We start from the raw sequence: 18,027 nt of genomic DNA, 5'->3' as shown, positions 1-18,027 counted from the left end.
ACGGGGGAGGGCGCTGTGCTGCCGAGTGATGCCGGGGCGGGAGCCGCGATGTCGCCGTTCGGGGCGATGTTCGCCGTGGCGGAGAACGCCGTGGCCGACGTGGTCACGGAACTGACCTCGTTCACCGGGTTCCGGAACCGGATAGACGAGCTCGTGCGCGAGCTGAAGCTGTCCGAGGCCGGGCCGAAGAAGGTCGGCGACGACGCCGTGCTGCGGGCCCAGTTCGGCGGTGGCGACAAGTCGTGGGCCGAGGCCGACTGGCTCCACACCTCGTACCAGACCGTGATCACGGAGCTGGAGACGCTGTCCACACTGCTCTCCGACTCCATCGAGGGCATGGGCATCGCGGTCCTCGCCTCGCACAACGGCTACGAGAACCTGGACATCGACATCCGGCAGCGCATGCTGGCCATCAGCCGGGAGACGACGGAGCACTACGGCGGCCCCTACGACCCGACGCAGGCGCCGGCCAAGCAGAACGCGGACGAGCGGGACCGCCAGGGCGACACCCCGGCGGAGACGGGCGATTCGAGCGGTGCGGCGGGCCTGTGATGACGGCCACCGGCACGGCGCGGGCATAGACGGGGGCGACGACGCATGGAGTACCGGGAGTCAGGCGGCAGCACGACGCCGTTCGGCAGCATGTCCCACGAGCAGATGCTCGCGTGGCTGGACCGCGCCAACAGCGGCGCGGTCCAGGGCGCGGCGGACCGCCTGAAGAACGTCGCGGCGGAGATCGCCAAGATCGCGTCGGAGCTCAAGGTCCGCCCGCAGATGGTCGAGTGGAAGGGCGACGGCGCGGAGGCGTTCCGCACCTGGAGCGCCGACCTGGCCAATGCGACGCTGCGGCTCGGCGAGTACAGCGAGGGCGCGGCGAAGTGGCTGTCGGAGGCGTCCAACGCCGTCGCAACGGCCCAGGCCGCCATCCCCCGCACCCACGGAGGCGCCCAGGCCAACCTGGACGCCGCCCGCGCCGCCCGCAACGACCCGGACGCGTCGGCGGTGGCCCGCGAGGCCGCCGAGACGCTGCTGCGGACGAGCGAGAACAACCGGCTCGACGCGGCGGCCGAAATGTCCAAGCTGGCCCAGGCGTACGCGGTCTCCTCCACGGAGATGGACAAGCTGGAACGCCCGGTGTTCCCGCCGCCGCCCGCGGCGATCACGCCGGACCCGCGCTCGGTGGTCTCTGATGACGACTACGTGCGTGATGGGACAACGGGCGGGAGTGGCTCCACCGGGTTGGCGAATACCCACCGCGCTGCCACGGTTCTGCCCTCCGCCACGGCGACGCCCGACTCGGGCCGTACGGAGATCGCCTCGCTGGGAACGGCCCCGTCCGTCCTGCCCACGGGCCGCCCGACGGAGATGGAGATCAACAGCGTCGCCGCTCCGGTCGAGACCCGCCCGGCTCCCGGCCTTTCCGCCCCTGCCGTCCCTGTGACGGCAGGGCCGGACACCGGTGTGACACCGCCCCCGGTCGCCAATCGGCCCGGCGTCCTGCCCGTCTCCGGCCCAGGTGCGAGCGTGGGGAAGACGCCGGGCGGCGGGCGGGCGTTCCCCTCGGTGACCGGCACGACGTCCGCACCGGGAGCGTCGGCCCGTCCCGTCCGGGACGGCATCACGGGCGGGCGGCCCGTCGCCCCCGCCACCGGGCGGGCAACGGCCGGCGGACTGCCACGCGGGACGGTCATCGGCCATGAGGGCCAAGCGGCGGCCGGCCGGGCCATGGGCTCGACCGGTTCGAGCACCGGCGGGACCGCACGGGGCGGCATGCAGGCGGGCCGCCGACTGGGCGCCGAGAGCGGCGGCATGGTGGGGGGCCGGCCCCAACAGGCGGGCCGCGCGGGCTCGCGAGCTTTCACCCCTGGCGGTACGGGCCTGGTGCGCGGTTCCGCAGGCGAGGCAGGGGGAGCGCGCGGAGCGGGCGCCGTGGGCCGCCCCGGAGCGTCGCAGCGACCGGGAACTCCCCGCCGCAACGAGAATGGCGAGCGCCCGGACTACCTCGTGGAGGACGAAGAGACCTGGCAGCAGGGTGTCCGGCCCTCCGGCCCCCCTGTCATCGGCTGAACGGGAACGGCAGAGAGAAGCGCATGCGTACCAGGCAGAGCAGGGCCGTTGGCACTCGCCGTGCCACCGTGTCGATCGGTGTGACGGCCCTGCTCCTTCTGGGATCAGGACCGGCTCGTGCGGACTCCGTGCGTTCGGACCAATGGCACCTCGACGCCATGAAAGCCGAGCAGATGTGGGAGACGAGCACGGGGGAGGGAGTGACCGTAGCGGTCATCGACACTGGGGTCGATGACCGCAATGGAGATCTGCGCGGACAGGTTCTGGACGGGCTGGACCTCGCGCCGGACGAGCCGGGCGACGAGCACACCGACTACGAGGGCCACGGCACCGGCATGGCCGGCATCATCGCCGGCACGGGTGAGTCCGGTGGCGGGGACGGGGCGTTCGGTCTGGCACCGGGTGTCAAGATCCTCCCCGTGCGGGTGCGGGACGGCGAGAAGGTCAACGGCACTCAGGGGGCTGTGCAGTTCCCCGAGGATCTGGCCAAGGGCCTGCGGTTCGCCGCCGACCACGGCGCCAGGGTGATCAATGTGTCCATGGCGAACGACTCCGGCTCCCCGGAACTCACGAAGGCGGTGCAGTACGCCCGGAGCAAGGGCGCACTCATCTTCGCGGGTGCGGGAAACAACGCCGAACTGGGCAACGCCCTTCAGTACCCGGCCGCGATCGACGGGGTCGTGGGCATGGGAGCCATCGGCAAGGACCTTCAGGCGTCCGACTTCTCCCAACACGGCCCTGCCGTCGATCTCGCCGCCCCCGGAGACGAGATGGTCTACGCCTGCGGCGGCAAGACCGGTATCTGCACGGGCCACGGCACCAGTGCCGCCACCGCCGTCGCGTCCGCATCCGCCGCCCTGATCTGGGCCGAGCATCCCGACTGGACGAACAACCAGGTGCTGCGGGTTCTGCTCCGTACGGCCGGGAAGCCGACCAGCGGTGCCGAGCGCAACGACTACATCGGGTACGGCGTGGTCCGGCCGCGCATCGCGCTGACGGAGCCGGGCGACCCGGGCCCGGCCGACGAGTACCCGTTGCCGGACCTCGTGGCGGCGCAGTCGCCCGCGCCGTCGACGGAGGAGTCGAAGGGTGCGGCCGGAGCCGACGGATCCCGTGACGACGCCGAGCAGGCGTCGCCCGCTCCGGCCGCTGCCGAAGCCGGGGACGGTGCGGGACCGGGCCTGTGGATCGGGCTGGGCATCGGGGCGGCGGTGGTGATCGGTGCGGGTGTCGCGTTCGCGGTCTCCCGGTCGCGCCGCAATGCCGCCCCCACCGCGTTCCCGCCCGGCCAGGTACCCGCGCCCGCTCACCAGGCGTCCCCGTACCAGGGCCACCAGCAGGGTCACCAGCCGCCGTATTCGGAGCCCCCGCACGCGTACCCCGGCGCACAGCCCCCGCAGGCGTACCAGGGCACCCAGCAGTCCTACCCCGCCCCGCAGGCCCAGCCGCAGCCCAACCAGCCGCAGCCCTACCCGCAGCCGCCCACCGCGCCGGCCCCCGTCGACACGCCCCGCGACCCCCGTCTCTGAGGCGGGACCCCCAGCACGCACCCGCACGCACCCGCCCGCGCGCACCGAAAAGGCCGCCCCCGCGAACGGGGGCGGCCTCTCGTATACGCGGCGCGGTGCCGCTCTGCCGAGACCGTGACCGGATTCGAACCGGTGTAACTCGAGTTGCAGTCGAGCCCCTGAGCCTCTCGGGCACACGGTCGAGGAGGTGGTGCGTGAAACGTGGTGTTCCTCGGTGGTGTTCACGACCGTACGGGGCCCGGGGGAGCGGCTCAAGGGTTCCGGGAGGCCCGCAACGCGACTGCCACACGCCGTTCATGACCGGATGAGGGCCGAAACCCTCGGTCCTAGGACCCACGGACCACCCCGGCCCCGTCCACCGACAGGGCTCAATGCCGCTCATGCCCCTTACTCTGGTCCGATGAGCGCCCTGGAACCGCACGACGCCGACGTCGCGATATCTGCCCCGCAATCCGTGGATCCCGGCATCCGTGCGACGGGTGGCGGCCACGGTTCCGCACCCGCAAAGGCCGGACCCGGACACCCCGGCCCGGGACACCCCGGCCCCGGCGATCCCGCCCCCACGCACCCCGCTCCCCGTGACGCGGCCGACACCGACGGCGTCCTCGGGCGCACCTACCGGGCGCTCAGCGTCGGCATCGTCTCCGTCGTCCTGCTGATCGCCTTCGAGGCGACCGCCGTCGGCACCGCGATGCCGGTCGCCGCCCGCGAGCTGCACGGCATTCCGCTCTACGCCTTCGCGTTCTCCGCGTACTTCACCACCAGCCTCTTCGCCATGGTGTTGTCCGGGCAGTGGGCCGACAGGAAGGGGCCCCTGGCACCGCTCGCCACCGGCATCAGCGCCTTCGCCGTCGGCCTGCTGCTGTCCGGCGGCGCGACCGGCATGTGGATGTTCGTCGCGGGCCGCGCCGTCCAGGGGCTCGGCGGCGGGATGGTGATCGTCGCGCTGTACGTGGTGGTCGGCAGGGCCTACCCCGAACGCATCCGGCCGGCGATCATGGCCGCCTTCGCGGCGAGCTGGGTGATCCCGTCCGTGGTCGGGCCGCTGGCGTCGGGCACGGTCACCGAGCACCTCGGCTGGCGGTGGGTGTTCGTCGGCATCCCCGTGCTCATCGTCTTCCCGCTGGCCCTCGCGCTCCCCGCGATCCGGCGGATGGCGGCGGGGCCCGCCGACGAGGTGATGGGCGCGATGCCCTTCGACCGCCGCCGCATCCGGCTGGCGCTGGGCATCTCGGCGGGCGCGGGGCTGCTCCAGTACGCGGGGCAGGAACTGGACTGGTTCTCGCTGCTGCCCGCCGTCGTGGGCGTGGCGCTGCTGGTGCCGGCGGTCCGGGGGCTGCTGCCGGCGGGTACGGCGGTCGCGGCGCGCGGCCTGCCCTCCGTGGTGCTGCTGCGCGGGGTCTCGGCCGGTTCGTTCATCGCCGCCGAGTCGTTCGTGCCGCTGATGCTGGTCACCCAGCGGGGGATGAGCCCCACCCTGGCCGGTCTGTCGCTCGCACTCGGCGGCGCGACCTGGGCACTGGGCTCGTGGGTGCAGTCCCGGCCGCGCGTCGAGCCCTACCGGGAGCGGCTGCTGGTCCTCGGCATGATCCTGGTCGCCGCCGCGATCCTGGCCGCGCCCGCCGTGCTCTTCCCGTCGGTACCGTCCTGGACGGTCGCCGTCGCCTGGGGCTTCGGCTGTCTCGGCATGGGCATGGTGATCGCCTCGACCAGCGTCATGATGCTGAAGCTCTCCGCGCCCAACGAGGCGGGAGCCAACTCCGCCGCCCTCCAGATCTCCGACGGCCTGTCCAACGTCCTGCTGCTCGCCGTCGGCGGAGCGGCCTTCGCGGCGCTCGGCGGCGGCGCGGTGGGCGCCGCGCACGGAGCGGTCGAGGCCGGGGCCACCGGTGCGCACCCGGCCGCCTTCGCCGCCGTCTTCCTGCCGATGTCGGCCGTGGCGCTGCTGGGTGCCTGGGTCGCCACCCGGGTCCGGACGCCCGCGCCGAGCCACTGACCCGCCCCCTCGGTGCGTGCGCCCGATGCGGCGGCCGGACGCCCCCACCCACGTCCGCCGGGCCGATGAAAGGTCTGGTCACAGGGTTGCGGCGGCGGTCCGGCCACGTCCGGAGGTGAGCCGGGAGAGGCGGTGGGGCCCCGCGGGTCCCGGGATGTGACAGCCGTCGCAGTATGCGCGGCGGCGGCGTCGTTCGTGGCGGGTTCGCGTCGGCCCCCCGGTAGGGTGGCCCGGTTGTCGTATCGCGTGGGGTCGGCCCCGGCGGTGCCGCAGCCGGCCCACGTACCCGAGAGACTCGAACCGGAGACCGTGACTACTACCGCCTCCCACCACCTCTCACCCGCCTTCCCCGGCCGCGCCCCCTGGGGCACGGCGGGCAAGCTGCGTGCCTGGCAGCAGGGCGCCTTGGAGAGGTACGTCCAGGAGCAGCCGCGCGACTTCCTCGCGGTCGCCACCCCCGGCGCAGGCAAGACCACCTTCGCGCTCACCCTCGCGTCGTGGCTGCTGCACCACCATGTCGTGCAGCAGATCACCGTCGTCGCGCCGACCGAGCACCTGAAGAAGCAGTGGGCGGAGGCCGCCGCGCGGATAGGGATCAAGCTCGACCCGGACTACAGCGCCGGTCCCGTGAGCAAGGAGTACCACGGGGTCGCCGTGACGTACGCGGGCGTCGGGGTGCGTCCCATGCTCCACCGCAACCGGTGCGAGCAGCGCAAGACGCTGGTGATCCTCGACGAGATCCACCACGCCGGCGACTCCAAGTCCTGGGGCGAGGCGTGCCAGGAGGCGTTCGATCCGGCGACCCGGCGGCTCGCCCTCACCGGCACCCCGTTCCGCTCGGACACCAACCCGATCCCCTTCGTCTCGTACGAGGAGGGCAACGACGGCATCCGGCGGTCGTCGGCCGACTACACCTACGGCTACGGCAACGCGCTCGCCGACGGCGTCGTGCGTCCGGTGATCTTCCTCAGCTACAGCGGCAACATGCGCTGGCGCACCAAGGCCGGCGACGAGATCGCCGCCCGCCTCGGCGAGCCGATGACCAAGGACGCCATCGGCCAGGCCTGGCGCACCGCGCTCTCGCCCACGGGTGACTGGATCCCCAACGTGCTGGCCGCCGCCGACAAGCGGCTGACCGAGGTCCGTAAGGGAATTCCCGACGCGGGCGGCCTGGTCATCGCCACCGACCAGGAGTCGGCGCGCGCCTACGCCAAGATCCTCAAGAACGTCACCGGCGAGAAGGCCACCGTGGTCCTCTCCGACGAGAAGGCCGCGTCGAAGAAGATCGACCAGTTCACCGAGGACAACTCGCGCTGGATGGTCGCGGTCCGGATGGTGTCCGAGGGCGTCGACGTGCCCCGGCTGGCGGTCGGCGTCTACGCGACCACGATCTCCACCCCGCTCTTCTTCGCCCAGGCCGTCGGCCGTTTCGTGCGGTCGCGGCGACGGGGCGAGACCGCCTCCGTCTTCGTGCCGACCATCCCCATGCTGCTCGACTTCGCCAACGAGATGGAGGTCGAACGCGACCACGTCCTCGACAAGCCGAAGAAGGGCAGCGACGAGGAGAACCCGTTCGCGGAGGAGGACAAGCTCCTCGCCGACGCCGAGAGGCTGGAGGACGAGGAGACCGAGGAGCAACTGCCCTTCGAGGCCCTGGAGTCGGACGCGGTCTTCGACCGGGTGCTGTACGACGGCGCGGAGTTCGGCATGCAGGCGCATCCGGGCAGCGAGGAGGAGCAGGACTACCTCGGCATCCCCGGACTGCTCGAACCCGACCAGGTGCAGTTGCTGCTGCAGAAGCGGCAGACCCGGCAGATCGCGCACAGCCGCCAGAAGCCGGCCGAGGACGCCGACCTCCTGGAGAAGCCGGCCGAGGCCCGCCCGGTGGTCACCCACAAGCAACTGCTGAGCCTGCGCAAGCAGCTCAACACGATGGTCTCCGCCTACACGCACCAGAGCGGCAAACCGCACGGCGTCATCCACACGGAGCTGCGCCGGGTGTGCGGAGGCCCGCCGAGCGCCGAGGCGACGGCCGGCCAGATCCAGCAGCGGATCGCCAAGGTCCAGGAGTGGGCCACCCGTATGAAGTGAGCCGGGTCGCGCCGAGTCCGGTGTGCGGACGGGAGAGCTACTCCCTTCCGCGCACCGGGAGTCCGCCCAGGTGCGGGGCAGATCACCCGGTCAACGGCTCCGGTATCTCCGTCGGAAGCTTCGCCTCCGCGGCGCAGCCGAGTTCCCGCGCCACGGCCCGGGAGACGTCGTTGAGGACGGTCATCCGGTCCTTGCCCGTGCTTCCAGCCGAGGCCTGGCCAGCGTTGATGAACATGCTCGCCTTCACGAAGGATCCTTTTCCCTCGTCCCCCTCGGTAGGGCAGGCGAAATAGATGTACGCGCCACTTTCGCCGTTGGTGTACGCATACGTCGCTACGGGGTACGTGACGACTCGATTGGTGGAGGACCCCGGTTTTTCTTTTCTCGGCTCGAAATCGATGTCGAGGAGGGGGAAACCGCTCTTGTCCTTGACCTTGTACACCCGACACTGAATTCTGTTTTCGAAGCCCGACTGAATACGCGAAGCGGCCAGAGAAACGGAGAATGTGTTCGGTTTTCCTTGCGCGGTATCACCTTCCGTGAATCCGTCCGTCCCCGACAGATGCTCCAGCGCCGCCGCCCCGGCCGGTGTCATCGTTCCGTCGCACACCTGCGAGGCTGTGAGGGCTGCAGGTGCCTGCGGCTCGCCTTTTCCGCACCCGAGGGATGCTGTCAGTAGCAGAACTCCGCACGTACTTCCGCGAACCATTTTTCGCACTGTGAATGCCTGTCTCACTATGTTGACCGCTCGATTTGTCGGCGACATTCTTCTGGTCAGTCCTTGAACGGCGCCCGTCCTCGCTGGTCGTCATGTGCAGAGCCAGTGGAGTATGCGCTTTTGATTTCCTGGGGCCAGTCGCCATCGTCGCTTATGCTGGCCATTTGTGGATTATTCTTGACATAGTCAGAATAAGCGCGGCCCAGGTTGTCCGAGCCTTGTCCGTAGAACTCGCCGCTCGTCATCTGCGCCTTCTCGATGTAGTCGTCCTCAGCCTTGTCGATACTCTTGTCCACTTCTTGCCCGATGAAGGTGTTGACGGCGTCGCCAACGGTGTCGGCGGCCATCGGGGCGACCACGAGTGCAGCTGCGGTCGAGCCCGGCAGCGGGATTGCCGCTATGCCGCCTCCGACCACGACTCCGGCCCCCAGCTTGACCCAATCCCCTGAACGGCCCAGGGACTTGTTCTTTTCCTCGCTTTCGTCCTTGTAGGTGACTTCGGCCTGCTGAACGCGCGAGTGGTCCAGAATGCCGCGTGCCTCGGCCCCCGTGGTCAGTGCATCGTGCGCGTTGTCGATGTTGGCCGCACTTGTCGCGGGATTGGCGTCCAGCGCGCTCAGCGTGTAGAGGTGTTGCGCCGTTGTCACTACCGCGTGCGACGTTTCGTTCTGACCCAGCACGCTGAGGAAGTTGGTCGCGCCCTCGTTGGTGAAGTTCGCTCTGCCCGGGTACTTCGCCGGGTAGGCCCCGTCGTCCATCTGGTGCTCACCCACACCCGACAGGCTGTAATCGATGTCGTCGATGTATGCGGCGCCCATCTTGCCCAGGCTGTCCGCCAGTTGGGACTGCTCGTGCAGCATCTTCGGGCCGTCTTCGCCTCCGTACAGGAACGCGACCTGCTCCATGACAGCCGCCGTCTCCGCCGTCCGGCGGTCCAGGCCGCCCGGGACCAAGGGGTCCTTGCCGGCCATCGGGTCCGCGTCGTACGACCAGCCCGTGGTCGCCGCTTCCAGGGCGTGGCCCAGGGCATCGTGCCCTGCGATCACCTTGTCGTCCCCGCCCATCGCGTAGGCGTCCGGCAGCCAGACCCGGTCCTTGGTCAGGTACGTGAGGTGGTCGTTGACCTCCGACTCCTTGTCCACGGACTTGCCTGCTCCGTCGGGTTGCGAGAAGAAGTCGGTGGAAGCGCCGGGGTTGTGACCGAGGGCCTCGAGGAAGCCTGTCACCGGGTCCCGGCCCCGGTCGTTCTTGCTGTAGAAGTTGAGATCGCCCTGATTGCCGTTGTTGATCCACGGGTTCAGGGGTTTGACGTTGTGCTCCTTGTCATACGCGAGGAGCTTCTCGCCGTAAGCGTTCAGAAACTGGTCGTCATAGTCGCCGAAGCGCATCAGGTTGCTCATGACGGCGAAGCCGCGCGGGCTGTTCGCGTCGTCGATGCCCAGGTCCTCCGGTCCGAGCTTCACCATCCCCCGCTCCCACGACTTCATCGCGTCGCTGTCCGAGAGCGTGGCAGTTCCCAGCGTGATGCCGAGGTTCTTCTGGAGGAGCTTGGCCTGCTCGAACTGTCTCGGATCCGTCCCGAAACTCTGGTACGGGTCGGCGATCCCCGCGTAGAACTTCAGGACGCGGTCCGGCCCCACCCGGGTCGCGAACTTCTCCGCGAAGAGGGGATCGTTCTTGTAGGTGGACAGCGAGGTGTTCAGCTGGTTCAGCTCGGTCAGAGTGACGTCGTGCGGATCCTTCTCGAGGATCTTGGCGATCTTCTCGGCCTCGGCGACGGCCTTGGCCGCCGAATCCCGGTCCGCGTAATCCGCACCCGAGAAGCCGTACTCGGCCTGGTCCACGAGAAGTCTGAGCGTCTCGGCCGCACTCGTGTCGCTCGTGGTGGCCTTGCGCAGGATCCCCTGCACGTGGTCGCGTACGTGGTCGACGTCGCCCTGGGTGTGGTCCGGGACGGTGGTGCCCTCGGCGGCCCGGTCCGGGTGGATGTTCACGGTGACAGTGAACGAACCCTCGCCCGTGTCCCGGACCGTCAGGTTCTTGGCAGCCGCCTCGTGGATCACGCTGTTCAGTTGATCCCGGTAGCCGACCAACTCGTCCATCGTGTCGCTCAGAATGCGGGCGATGGTGTGGGCCTGTGTGTAGGCGTCGGCGAACTCGCCCGCCGTCTTGTCGATGAACTCACGGGTCACCATGGCGTTCTCACCACTCCAGCGGGCTTTGGTGGCCTTGGCCTGGAGGTTGTCCTTGGCGTCCGTCTTGAGGGTGGCGAGGTTCTTCGTCATGGTGTTCCAGTCGGTGACGGCCTCACCGAGCTCGGAGAACGTGCCGAAGCGGAGGGCGTCGAGATCCATCAGGAGCCCTTCCTCTCGTCGAATCCGTCGTCCAGGGCCGAGATGGAGCTGAGGATCCCGGAGATGTGCACCTCGTCGCCGGCGTGGGCGCCCTTGGTGTAGTCGAGGTGATGGGAGATGTGCGCGGTGGCATCCAGCAGGGTCTGCACCTGGTCCATCCAGCGTGAAGCCACGTGGTCCAGGGCGGCTCCGAGTGCGAACCCCTGCCGGGTCAAGCCGCTGCCGGCCTTCTGGGAGGCACCGCGTGCGTGGCCGCTGACCCGGTCAAGTTCCTGGTGGAGTGAGTAGGCGGCGTCTCCGACTGTCGCCAAGTCCTTCTGGTTGACGGCCAGGTCGCCCTGCAGGGAGTCGCCCCCGCCCCCCGGTTCGGGCGGAAGGCGGTTCAGCCGCATCGTGGTTGTGTGCTGCTTGGAGGCTTCCGCCTTCAGTTGCTCCCACTCGTTCCATGCCATGGATCCGTACGCCTCCCCGTAGGCCCACCGCCCGTCGACGGGCGGCTCTCGGTCACATGAACGTATCAACTGTGCGAACCGACCGGACGGTTCCTTTTGGCTCGACTCGCGTTCGGCCGTGGGCCGGACGCACAACTGCGGAGTGCCGGTGCGAACTCCGTGGAACAGTCGTGAATGCACCACACGACGGCGCGTTTCCGGCGGTGGCGGAGCTCCACGGACGGCACCGTGAGATGGTCCGGTGAAAGAGGCCGAAATGTTACACACGGTGGGTCAGTGGAAGCGCACACGCGGTGTGCAAGATCATCTGTCGGACGTCCGCCGACTTGAACGCGCGTAGATGTTCGGTTTCCGGACGGCACCCCGCTGACCGGCCGTTATGCCGGAGGTGACGTATCGGGCTTTGAGGACCGCCCGGATTCTGGACGAGGGCTTCCGCTCAGCGGACTGCCTCGCTACTGTCCGTTTCATCGAACGCCCCGTGGCAGCGTCGCCGCGGAGCGCAGCCGGTGCCTTGGCCAGACCGGCGGCCTCTCCGTGCGTCGCCGCTGGGACCGGTGCCGCATCCGCCCTGAGAGCGTCGCCGTCGCTCACCCAAAGAGGAGACGGCGTCGTGACCGCGGAGACTTCTCAGACGCTCGACAGAGGACTGCGCGTCCTCAAACTGCTTGCAGACACCGATCACGGGCTGACCGTCACCGAGCTCTCGAACAAGCTCGGCGTCAACCGCACCGTGGTCTACCGGCTGCTGGCCACGCTCGAACAGCACACCCTGGTACGCCGCGATCTCGGTGGCCGCGCCCGTGTCGGCCTGGGCGTGCTGCGTTTGGGCCGCCAGGTGCATCCGCTGGTGCGGGAGGCCGCGCTGCCGGCCCTGCGCTCGCTCGCCGAGGACATCGGCGCCACCGCCCACCTGACGCTGGTGGACGGTACGGACGCGCTCGCCGTCGCCGTGGTGGAACCGACCTGGACGGACTACCACGTCGCCTACCGGGCCGGCTTCCGGCATCCGCTGGACCAGGGCGCCGCGGGCCGTGCGATCCTGTCCGCCCGCCGGCAGAACGCGGTGGACACGGACGCTCCCGGTTTCACCCTCACCAAGGGCGAACTGGAGGCCGGAGCCAGTGGTGCCGCCGCGCCCCTGATCGGAGTGTCCGGTGTCGAGGGCAGCGTGGGTGTGGTGATGCTCGCGGACGTCATCCCGGAACGGGTGGGCCCGCGCGTGCTCGACGCCGCCCGTGAGGTGGCGGACGCCCTGCGCTGAGCCGCCGGGCGACAGCCGTACGGGCCACCGGACCCCGCCCCCGGCGCGTACGGCCGCCCCGCGCGCTGCCACGACGTGTTCCGGGCCGCAGGCCCGCCGCCCGCAAGCACCGCCGCCCTCGTAAGCCCCGCCTCCCACGTGCCCACGGCCCGCTTCGCGTCCGCTCGCGTACCGCCTCGCGCACCACCGGGCCGGGGCGGGTGCGGGTGCCGGTTAGATTGGGCGGGTGCCCCTTCGTGTCTCGCGCCCCCGCGCGCTCGCCCTCTGCGCCCTGCCCGTCCTCGCGCTGCTCGGCACGGCCGCCTTCGCGCCGCTGCCGTTCACCCTGGCGCAGCCGGGAACGACCGCGAACGTCCTCGGGAAGGCCGACGGCAAGCCCGTGATCACCATCACCGGTGCGGCCACCCGGCCCACCGAGGGTCAACTGCGGATGACGACGATCGTGGCGACCGGTCCCGAGGCCGACGTGCGGATCGGTGACGTGGTGGACAGCTGGTTCCGCACCGACCGCGCGGTCATGCCCCGCGATTCCGTGTATCCGACGGGCGGCTCCGAGAAGGAGATCGAGCGGCACAACCTGAACGACATGAAGGAATCGCAGAACGTCGCCGTGGACGCGGCCATGAACTACCTCGACCGCGATCTCGGCTCGACGAGGATCGCACTCGATCTCGGCAACGTGGGCGGTCCCAGCGCGGGTCTCTTCCTCGCCCTCGGCATCGTCGACAAGCTCGACGGGGACGGTGACGGCGGCGATCTGACCGGGGGCCGCACGGTCGCGGGCACGGGAACGATCGCGGCCGACGGCAAGGTGGGCGCGGTCGGCGGCGTCTCCCTGAAGACCCAGGCCGCGCGCCGGGACGGGGCGACCGTCTTCCTGGTGCCGGAGGCCGAGTGCAAGGAGGCGGAGTCGGAGCGGCCGAAGGGCCTGCGGCTCGTCCCCGTCACCACCCTCAAGGGCGCCGTGAACGCGCTCAAGGCCCTCGACCGCGGCGACAGCGTCCCTCACTGCTGACAACCGGACACCCTCGACCGGACGCGACGCAGCGCCGCCGGCGGCGGGGCGGCGTACGGACCCCGGGCGCCCGGGGTCGTCATGACGAGCGCGCACCGGGCCACGTCGGCCCGGAGCGCGCACCGGGCCCCGTCGGCCCGGAGCGCGCACCGGGCCCCGTCGGCCCCGCTCACCCCTCCTTGATGAACCCCTCGTCGACCAGCCACTCCAGCGCCACCAGGTGCGGGTCCTGGCCCTCCACGTCGACCTTGGCGTTGAGCTTCTGCGCGACGGGTGTGGTCAGCTTCTCGGTGACCGGGTCGAGCAGGTCGGCGATCACCGGGTAGCGGGCGAACGTCTTGGCGTTGACGGCGGGGGCGGCGTTGTAGTTGGGGAAGAACCGCTTGTCGTCCACCGTCAGATCCAGGTTCATCGCCTTGATCCGGCCGTCCGTCGTGTACACCTCGCCCAGCAGGCACGAGTCGGACTTGGAGACCTGGGTGTAGATGATCCCGGCGTCCATCTTCTTGATGTTGCCGGCCGGCAGCGACATCCCGTACGCCTTCTGCATGCCGGGCAGCCCGTCCTGCCGGGAGGCGAACTCGTTCTCGACGCAGATGGTGACCGCGCCCGGGTCCTTCTTGGCCAGCGCGGCGACGTCGGAGAGCGTCTTGAGCTTGTACTTCGCGTTGTTCTTCTTGCTGATGGCGAGCGAGTAGGTGTTGTTGAGGGTGGACGGCGGCAGCCACACCACCCCGTTGCCGCGGTCCTCGTCACGGACCGCCTTCCACTGCTCGTGCGGGTCCGCGATCGGGTCGGCGTGGCCGAGGTAGGTGATCCAGGCGGTGCCGGTGTACTCGTAGATGGCGTCGGCGTCGCCCTTGACCAGCGCCTCGCGGGCGCTGATGGAACCGGGCAGGTTCGTCCGGTCCAGCACCTCCGCGCCGGCCGCCTTGAAGATCAGGCCGAGCATCTGGCCGAGGATGATGTTCTCGCTGAAGTTCTTCGACGTGACCGTCAGCGAGGCGCCCTTGAGGGGCTCGCCCTTGCCGACCGAGCCCGGCGACACCTCGTCCACCATGGACGAGCCGCTCTTCAGCCCGCAGGCTCCGAGCGCGAGCGACAGGATCACCGCACCGGCCAGCCCGGCCCGTGTCCGCCGCATACCGCCGCCCGTGCGCCGCGTCCGGCGTGCGAGGGCGCCGCCCGTGTTCCGCGCCCCCGTGCTCATGGCGCCTCCAGACCGCGCGGCGTCAGCCACAGTTCGACCAGTGAGGCCAGCCAGTCCACCAGCAGCGCCAGCACCACCGTCAGGACCGAACCCAGTACCAGCACCGGCATCCGCTGCGTCTGGATCCCCGACGTGATCAGGTCGCCGAGCCCTCCGCCGCCGCCGAACGTGGCCAGCGTCGCGGTGCCCACGTTCAGCACCAGCGCCGTACGCACGCCCGCGAGGATCAGCGGTACCGCCAGCGGCAGTTCCACCTTCGCCAGCGTCCCCGTACCCGACATCCCGATGCCCCGGGCGGCCTCCACCAGCGTCGGATCGATCGCCCGGAGCCCGGCCACCGTGTTGGAGAACACCGGCAGCACCGCGTAGATCACCATGCCGACGATGGCCGTGGAGGGGCCGATGCCGAGCCAGATCACCAGCAGCGCCAGCAGGCCGATCGCCGGGGTCGCCTGGCCGATGTTGGCGATCGCGGTGACCACCGGGGCGGCCCGGGTCAGACCGCGGCGGGTCAGCGCGATGCCCAGCGGGATCGCGATGATCAGCACCCAGAACGTGGAGATGGCCGTCAGCCGCACGTGCTGCCACCAGCGCAGCTCCACCGTGTCGCCCGCCAGCGAGTTCTCCGCGATTGTGTCCAGGTCGGCGTTGGTGATCCACAGGTAGACGGCCACCAGCACGAGGGCCAGCACCACCGGCATCACCACCAGCTTGCGCCAGGTGAACCGGCGCGCGGGGGCCGCCGGGGGAGGGGAGGGCTCGGTCTCCTCGTCGTGGAAGGCGTGGCCCCTGACGTCGTGTTCGCCCGGCGGTCTGGTCTCCGTGGCGCCCCGGCCGGAACGCTCCCGCCCGCTCTCGCTGCTGGGGCTCATCCGCCGGCACCACCCTCCAGCTCCTGCTCGGTCTGGTGCTCCCGGAGATCCTCCAGCTCGTGCTGGTGCTCCATCGCGGCCAGCCGGTCCGCCTCCAGCAACTCCTGCACGTTGTCCATCAGGGTGTGCATGTCGACCACGCCGATGAACTCGCCCCGCCGTCCGGTCACCGCGACCCGCCCGCCGCTGTCGGTCAGCACCGCCTCCAGCGCGTCGTGCAGGGTGGCGTCGCGGGTGACGGTGTCGTGCACCAACTGCCCGGCCCGTGCGAGCGATCCGCGCGCCCGCATCAGGTCGCCGCGGCGCAGCCACTTGTAGGGGCGGTTGCGCCGGTCGAGCATCAGCAGTTCGTTGTGCGCCCCCGCGCGGAGCTTGTTGAAGATCTCCTGGAGCGGGTCGTCCACCGACACCGTCGGGAACTCCGCGATGCCCACGTCCCGGACCCGGGTGAGGTTGAGCCGCTTCAACGCCGCCCCGGCGCCGACGAATCCGGAGACGAAGTCGTCCGTCGGGTTGGTGAGGATGGCCTCGGGGGTGTCGAACTGGGCGATGTGCGAGCGCTCCCGGAGCACGGCGATCCGGTCGCCCAGTTTGATCGCCTCGTCGAAGTCGTGGGTGACGAAGACGATCGTCTTGTGCAACTCGTGCTGCAGACGGATCAGTTCGTCCTGGAGGTGGTCACGGGTGATCGGGTCCACGGCCCCGAAGGGTTCGTCCATCAGCAGCACCGGCGGGTCGGCGGCCAGCGCCCGCGCGACCCCGACGCGCTGCTGCTGCCCGCCGGAGAGCTGGCGCGGGTAGCGGCCGTGGAACTCGCGGGGGTCGAGCCCCACCAGGTCGAGCATCTCCTCGACCCGGTCCTTCACCCGCGACGTGGACCAGCCGACCATCTTCGGCACCAGGGCGATGTTCTCCGCGACGGTCATGTGCGGGAACAGCCCGGACGACTGGATGGCGTACCCGATCTTCCGGCGCAGCTTCACCGGGTCCATCGTGGTGACGTCCTCGTCGCCGATCCTGATGCGGCCCGAGGTCGGCTCGATCAGCCGGTTGATCATCTTGAGCGTGGTGGACTTCCCGCAGCCGGACGGGCCGACGAAGATGACCGTCTCGCCCGCCTTGATGTCCATGGACACGTTCTCGACGGCCGGAGTGGGGTTGCCCGGGTAGCGCTTGGTCAGCCCGTCGAGCTGGATCGTGGCCCCGGAGGTGGCGTTGGCCGCGGGTCCGGCCGCGGACGCCTCGGTGGAGCCGGCCGCGGTGCCGTACGTCTCAGACACGGATCCCCCTCGGGATGGTCAGCCGGCCGAGCAGGACGTACGCGGCGTCGAAGAGCAGGGCCAGCACGACGATGCCGAGCGTGCCGGCGAGGACCTCGTTGATGGCGTTGGCGCTGCCCAGCGAGGCGATGCCCCGGAAGATCTCGTTGCCGAGCCCTGGTCCGGAGGCGTACGCGGCGATGGCGGCGATGCCCATCAGCATCTGGGTGGAGACCCGGATGCCGGTCAGGATCGGCGGCCAGGCGAGCGGCAGCTCCACCTTCCGCAGGCGGGCCAGGCGCGACATCCCGATGCCCTTGGCCGCGTCGACCAGTGACGGGTCGACGCCCCGCAGGCCGACGATGGAGTTGCGGACGATGGGCAGCAGCCCGTACAGCGTCAGGGTGATCACGGTGGGGGCGACCCCGAGACCGACCAACGGGATCAGCAGGCCGATCGCGGCCAGCGACGGGATGGTGAGGATGGTCGCGGTGGAGGTGATGGCCAGCGAGCCCGCCCAGCCGCTGCGGTAAGTGACCACCCCGATCAGCACGCCCAGCAGGGTGGCGATGACCATGCACTGGAAGACGGCGCTGACGTGCTGGAACGCGTCGCTGAGCAACTGCTGGTGGCGGTTGGACAGGTACTCCCAGAAGTTCACATCCACTCCTCTTCGTTCAGCCCGGGGCGGTGTCCTCCGCGGCCTGTTCGACCAGGGGGATGAAACGCAACGGCACCGGGTTCTCCATGACGATCGCCGTGGAGGCCCGGACAATGCCATCAAATCCGACAACCAGATCGATGACCCGTTGAAGATCGGCGTTCGAACGGGCCACCAGACGGCAGAGCATGTCCCCGTGCCCGGTCGTGGTGTGCAGCTCCAGCACCTCCGGAACCCCGGACAAGTGGGCGCGTACGTCGGTCCCTTGGCCCTGCTTGATCTCCAGCGTCGCGAAGGCGGTGACGGGGTAGCCGAGGGCCGCCGGGTCCACGTCGGGGCCGAAGCCCCGGATGACGCCATTCGACTGAAGACGGTCCAGCCGTGCCTGCACCGTGCCGCGCGCGACGCCGAGCCGGCGCGACGCCTCCAGGACCCCGATGCGCGGTTCACGGGCGAGCAGCACGATCAGCGCACCGTCCAGACGGTCGATTCCCACGAGACACCTCGGCGGTCGGGATGTGATGGTCATCCTGCACAGA

General features: G+C 70.1%; 15 protein-coding genes and 1 tRNA gene. 7 read left to right on the top strand and 9 right to left on the bottom strand.

Annotated features, from left to right (window positions below; genetic code table 11):
* Nucleotides 1–15 precede the first annotated feature (15 nt).
* The 3 genes from Q0994_RS01910 to mycP all read left to right on the top strand — a co-directional run bounded on the left by Q0994_RS01910 (nucleotide 16) and on the right by mycP (nucleotide 3,596).
* Entirely contained in the window at nucleotides 16–552 is a 537-nt protein-coding gene (locus Q0994_RS01910) for a hypothetical protein (protein ID WP_363325522.1), read from the top strand.
* A 90-nt stretch (nucleotides 553–642) separates the two neighbouring features.
* Nucleotides 643–2,067, top strand: coding sequence for a translation initiation factor IF-2 (locus Q0994_RS01905; RefSeq protein WP_299527937.1), 1,425 nt, complete (start codon nucleotides 643–645; stop codon nucleotides 2,065–2,067).
* Nucleotides 2,068–2,225: 158 nt separating this feature from the next.
* Complete coding sequence (gene mycP, locus Q0994_RS01900) at nucleotides 2,226–3,596, top strand: type VII secretion-associated serine protease mycosin (RefSeq protein WP_299527935.1); 1,371 nt, start codon at nucleotides 2,226–2,228, stop codon at nucleotides 3,594–3,596.
* 109 nt (nucleotides 3,597–3,705) lie between these two features.
* Here the strand turns inward: mycP and Q0994_RS01895 are convergent.
* A tRNA-Cys gene (locus Q0994_RS01895) sits at nucleotides 3,706–3,777 on the bottom strand.
* Between the two features lie 219 nt (nucleotides 3,778–3,996).
* Between Q0994_RS01895 and Q0994_RS01890 the strand changes: the two genes are divergently transcribed.
* Complete coding sequence (locus Q0994_RS01890) at nucleotides 3,997–5,592, top strand: MFS transporter (RefSeq protein WP_299527933.1); 1,596 nt, start codon at nucleotides 3,997–3,999, stop codon at nucleotides 5,590–5,592.
* Nucleotides 5,593–5,901: 309 nt separating this feature from the next.
* On the top strand, nucleotides 5,902–7,683 hold the full coding sequence (locus Q0994_RS01885; protein WP_299527931.1) for a DEAD/DEAH box helicase: 1,782 nt from the start codon (nucleotides 5,902–5,904) through the stop codon (nucleotides 7,681–7,683).
* An 82-nt stretch (nucleotides 7,684–7,765) separates the two neighbouring features.
* On the opposite strand, the gene Q0994_RS01880 is transcribed toward Q0994_RS01885, so the two are convergent.
* The 3 genes from Q0994_RS01880 to Q0994_RS01870 form a co-directional block, all read right to left on the bottom strand.
* The gene (locus Q0994_RS01880) at nucleotides 7,766–8,293 is read right to left on the bottom strand and encodes a hypothetical protein (RefSeq protein WP_299527929.1); all 528 of its coding nucleotides are present in this window, start codon (nucleotides 8,291–8,293) and stop codon (nucleotides 7,766–7,768) included.
* Nucleotides 8,294–8,457: 164 nt separating this feature from the next.
* A complete protein-coding gene (locus Q0994_RS01875) occupies nucleotides 8,458–10,755 on the bottom strand; it encodes a hypothetical protein (RefSeq protein ID WP_299527927.1) in 2,298 nt (765 codons plus the stop codon).
* The gene (locus Q0994_RS01870) at nucleotides 10,755–11,207 is read right to left on the bottom strand and encodes a hypothetical protein (protein WP_299527925.1); all 453 of its coding nucleotides are present in this window, start codon (nucleotides 11,205–11,207) and stop codon (nucleotides 10,755–10,757) included. The genes Q0994_RS01875 and Q0994_RS01870 overlap by 1 nt, the downstream gene beginning before the upstream one ends.
* Nucleotides 11,208–11,820: 613 nt before the next feature.
* Here Q0994_RS01870 and Q0994_RS01865 point away from each other — a divergent pair.
* Both Q0994_RS01865 and Q0994_RS01860 read left to right on the top strand, forming a co-directional pair.
* Nucleotides 11,821–12,471 (top strand): IclR family transcriptional regulator, encoded by a 651-nt coding sequence (locus tag Q0994_RS01865; RefSeq protein WP_299527923.1) that lies wholly within the window; start codon nucleotides 11,821–11,823, stop codon nucleotides 12,469–12,471.
* Between the two features lie 226 nt (nucleotides 12,472–12,697).
* Nucleotides 12,698–13,486 carry a S16 family serine protease gene (locus tag Q0994_RS01860; protein ID WP_299527921.1) on the top strand — a complete coding sequence of 263 codons (789 nt, stop codon included), beginning with the start codon at nucleotides 12,698–12,700 and terminating at the stop codon, nucleotides 13,484–13,486.
* Between the two features lie 169 nt (nucleotides 13,487–13,655).
* Here Q0994_RS01860 and Q0994_RS01855 read toward each other — a convergent pair whose 3' ends face one another.
* The 5 genes from Q0994_RS01855 to Q0994_RS01835 form a co-directional block, all read right to left on the bottom strand.
* On the bottom strand, nucleotides 13,656–14,630 hold the full coding sequence (locus Q0994_RS01855; protein WP_299528144.1) for a glycine betaine ABC transporter substrate-binding protein: 975 nt from the start codon (nucleotides 14,628–14,630) through the stop codon (nucleotides 13,656–13,658).
* A gap of 62 nt (nucleotides 14,631–14,692) precedes the next feature.
* Complete coding sequence (locus Q0994_RS01850; RefSeq protein ID WP_299527919.1) at nucleotides 14,693–15,568, bottom strand: ABC transporter permease; 876 nt, start codon at nucleotides 15,566–15,568, stop codon at nucleotides 14,693–14,695.
* Nucleotides 15,565–16,764 (bottom strand): ABC transporter ATP-binding protein, encoded by a 1,200-nt coding sequence (locus Q0994_RS01845; protein WP_299528142.1) that lies wholly within the window; start codon nucleotides 16,762–16,764, stop codon nucleotides 15,565–15,567. The genes Q0994_RS01850 and Q0994_RS01845 overlap by 4 nt, the downstream gene beginning before the upstream one ends.
* Nucleotides 16,765–16,840: 76 nt before the next feature.
* Nucleotides 16,841–17,488: an ABC transporter permease gene (locus tag Q0994_RS01840; protein WP_299527917.1), complete on the bottom strand. Its 648-nt coding sequence runs from the start codon at nucleotides 17,486–17,488 to the stop codon at nucleotides 16,841–16,843.
* A 16-nt stretch (nucleotides 17,489–17,504) separates the two neighbouring features.
* Nucleotides 17,505–17,984, bottom strand: a complete 480-nt coding sequence (locus tag Q0994_RS01835) for an Lrp/AsnC family transcriptional regulator (protein WP_299527915.1) — start codon at nucleotides 17,982–17,984, stop codon at nucleotides 17,505–17,507.
* Nucleotides 17,985–18,027: the final 43 nt, after the last annotated feature.

The sequence above is a fragment of the uncultured Streptomyces sp. genome (assembly GCF_947488945.1).
In the GTDB taxonomy this organism is placed as follows: domain Bacteria; phylum Actinomycetota; class Actinomycetes; order Streptomycetales; family Streptomycetaceae; genus Streptomyces.
Note: the sequence above shows the minus strand (reverse complement) of the source record. Positions and strands in the feature narration are given on the sequence as shown.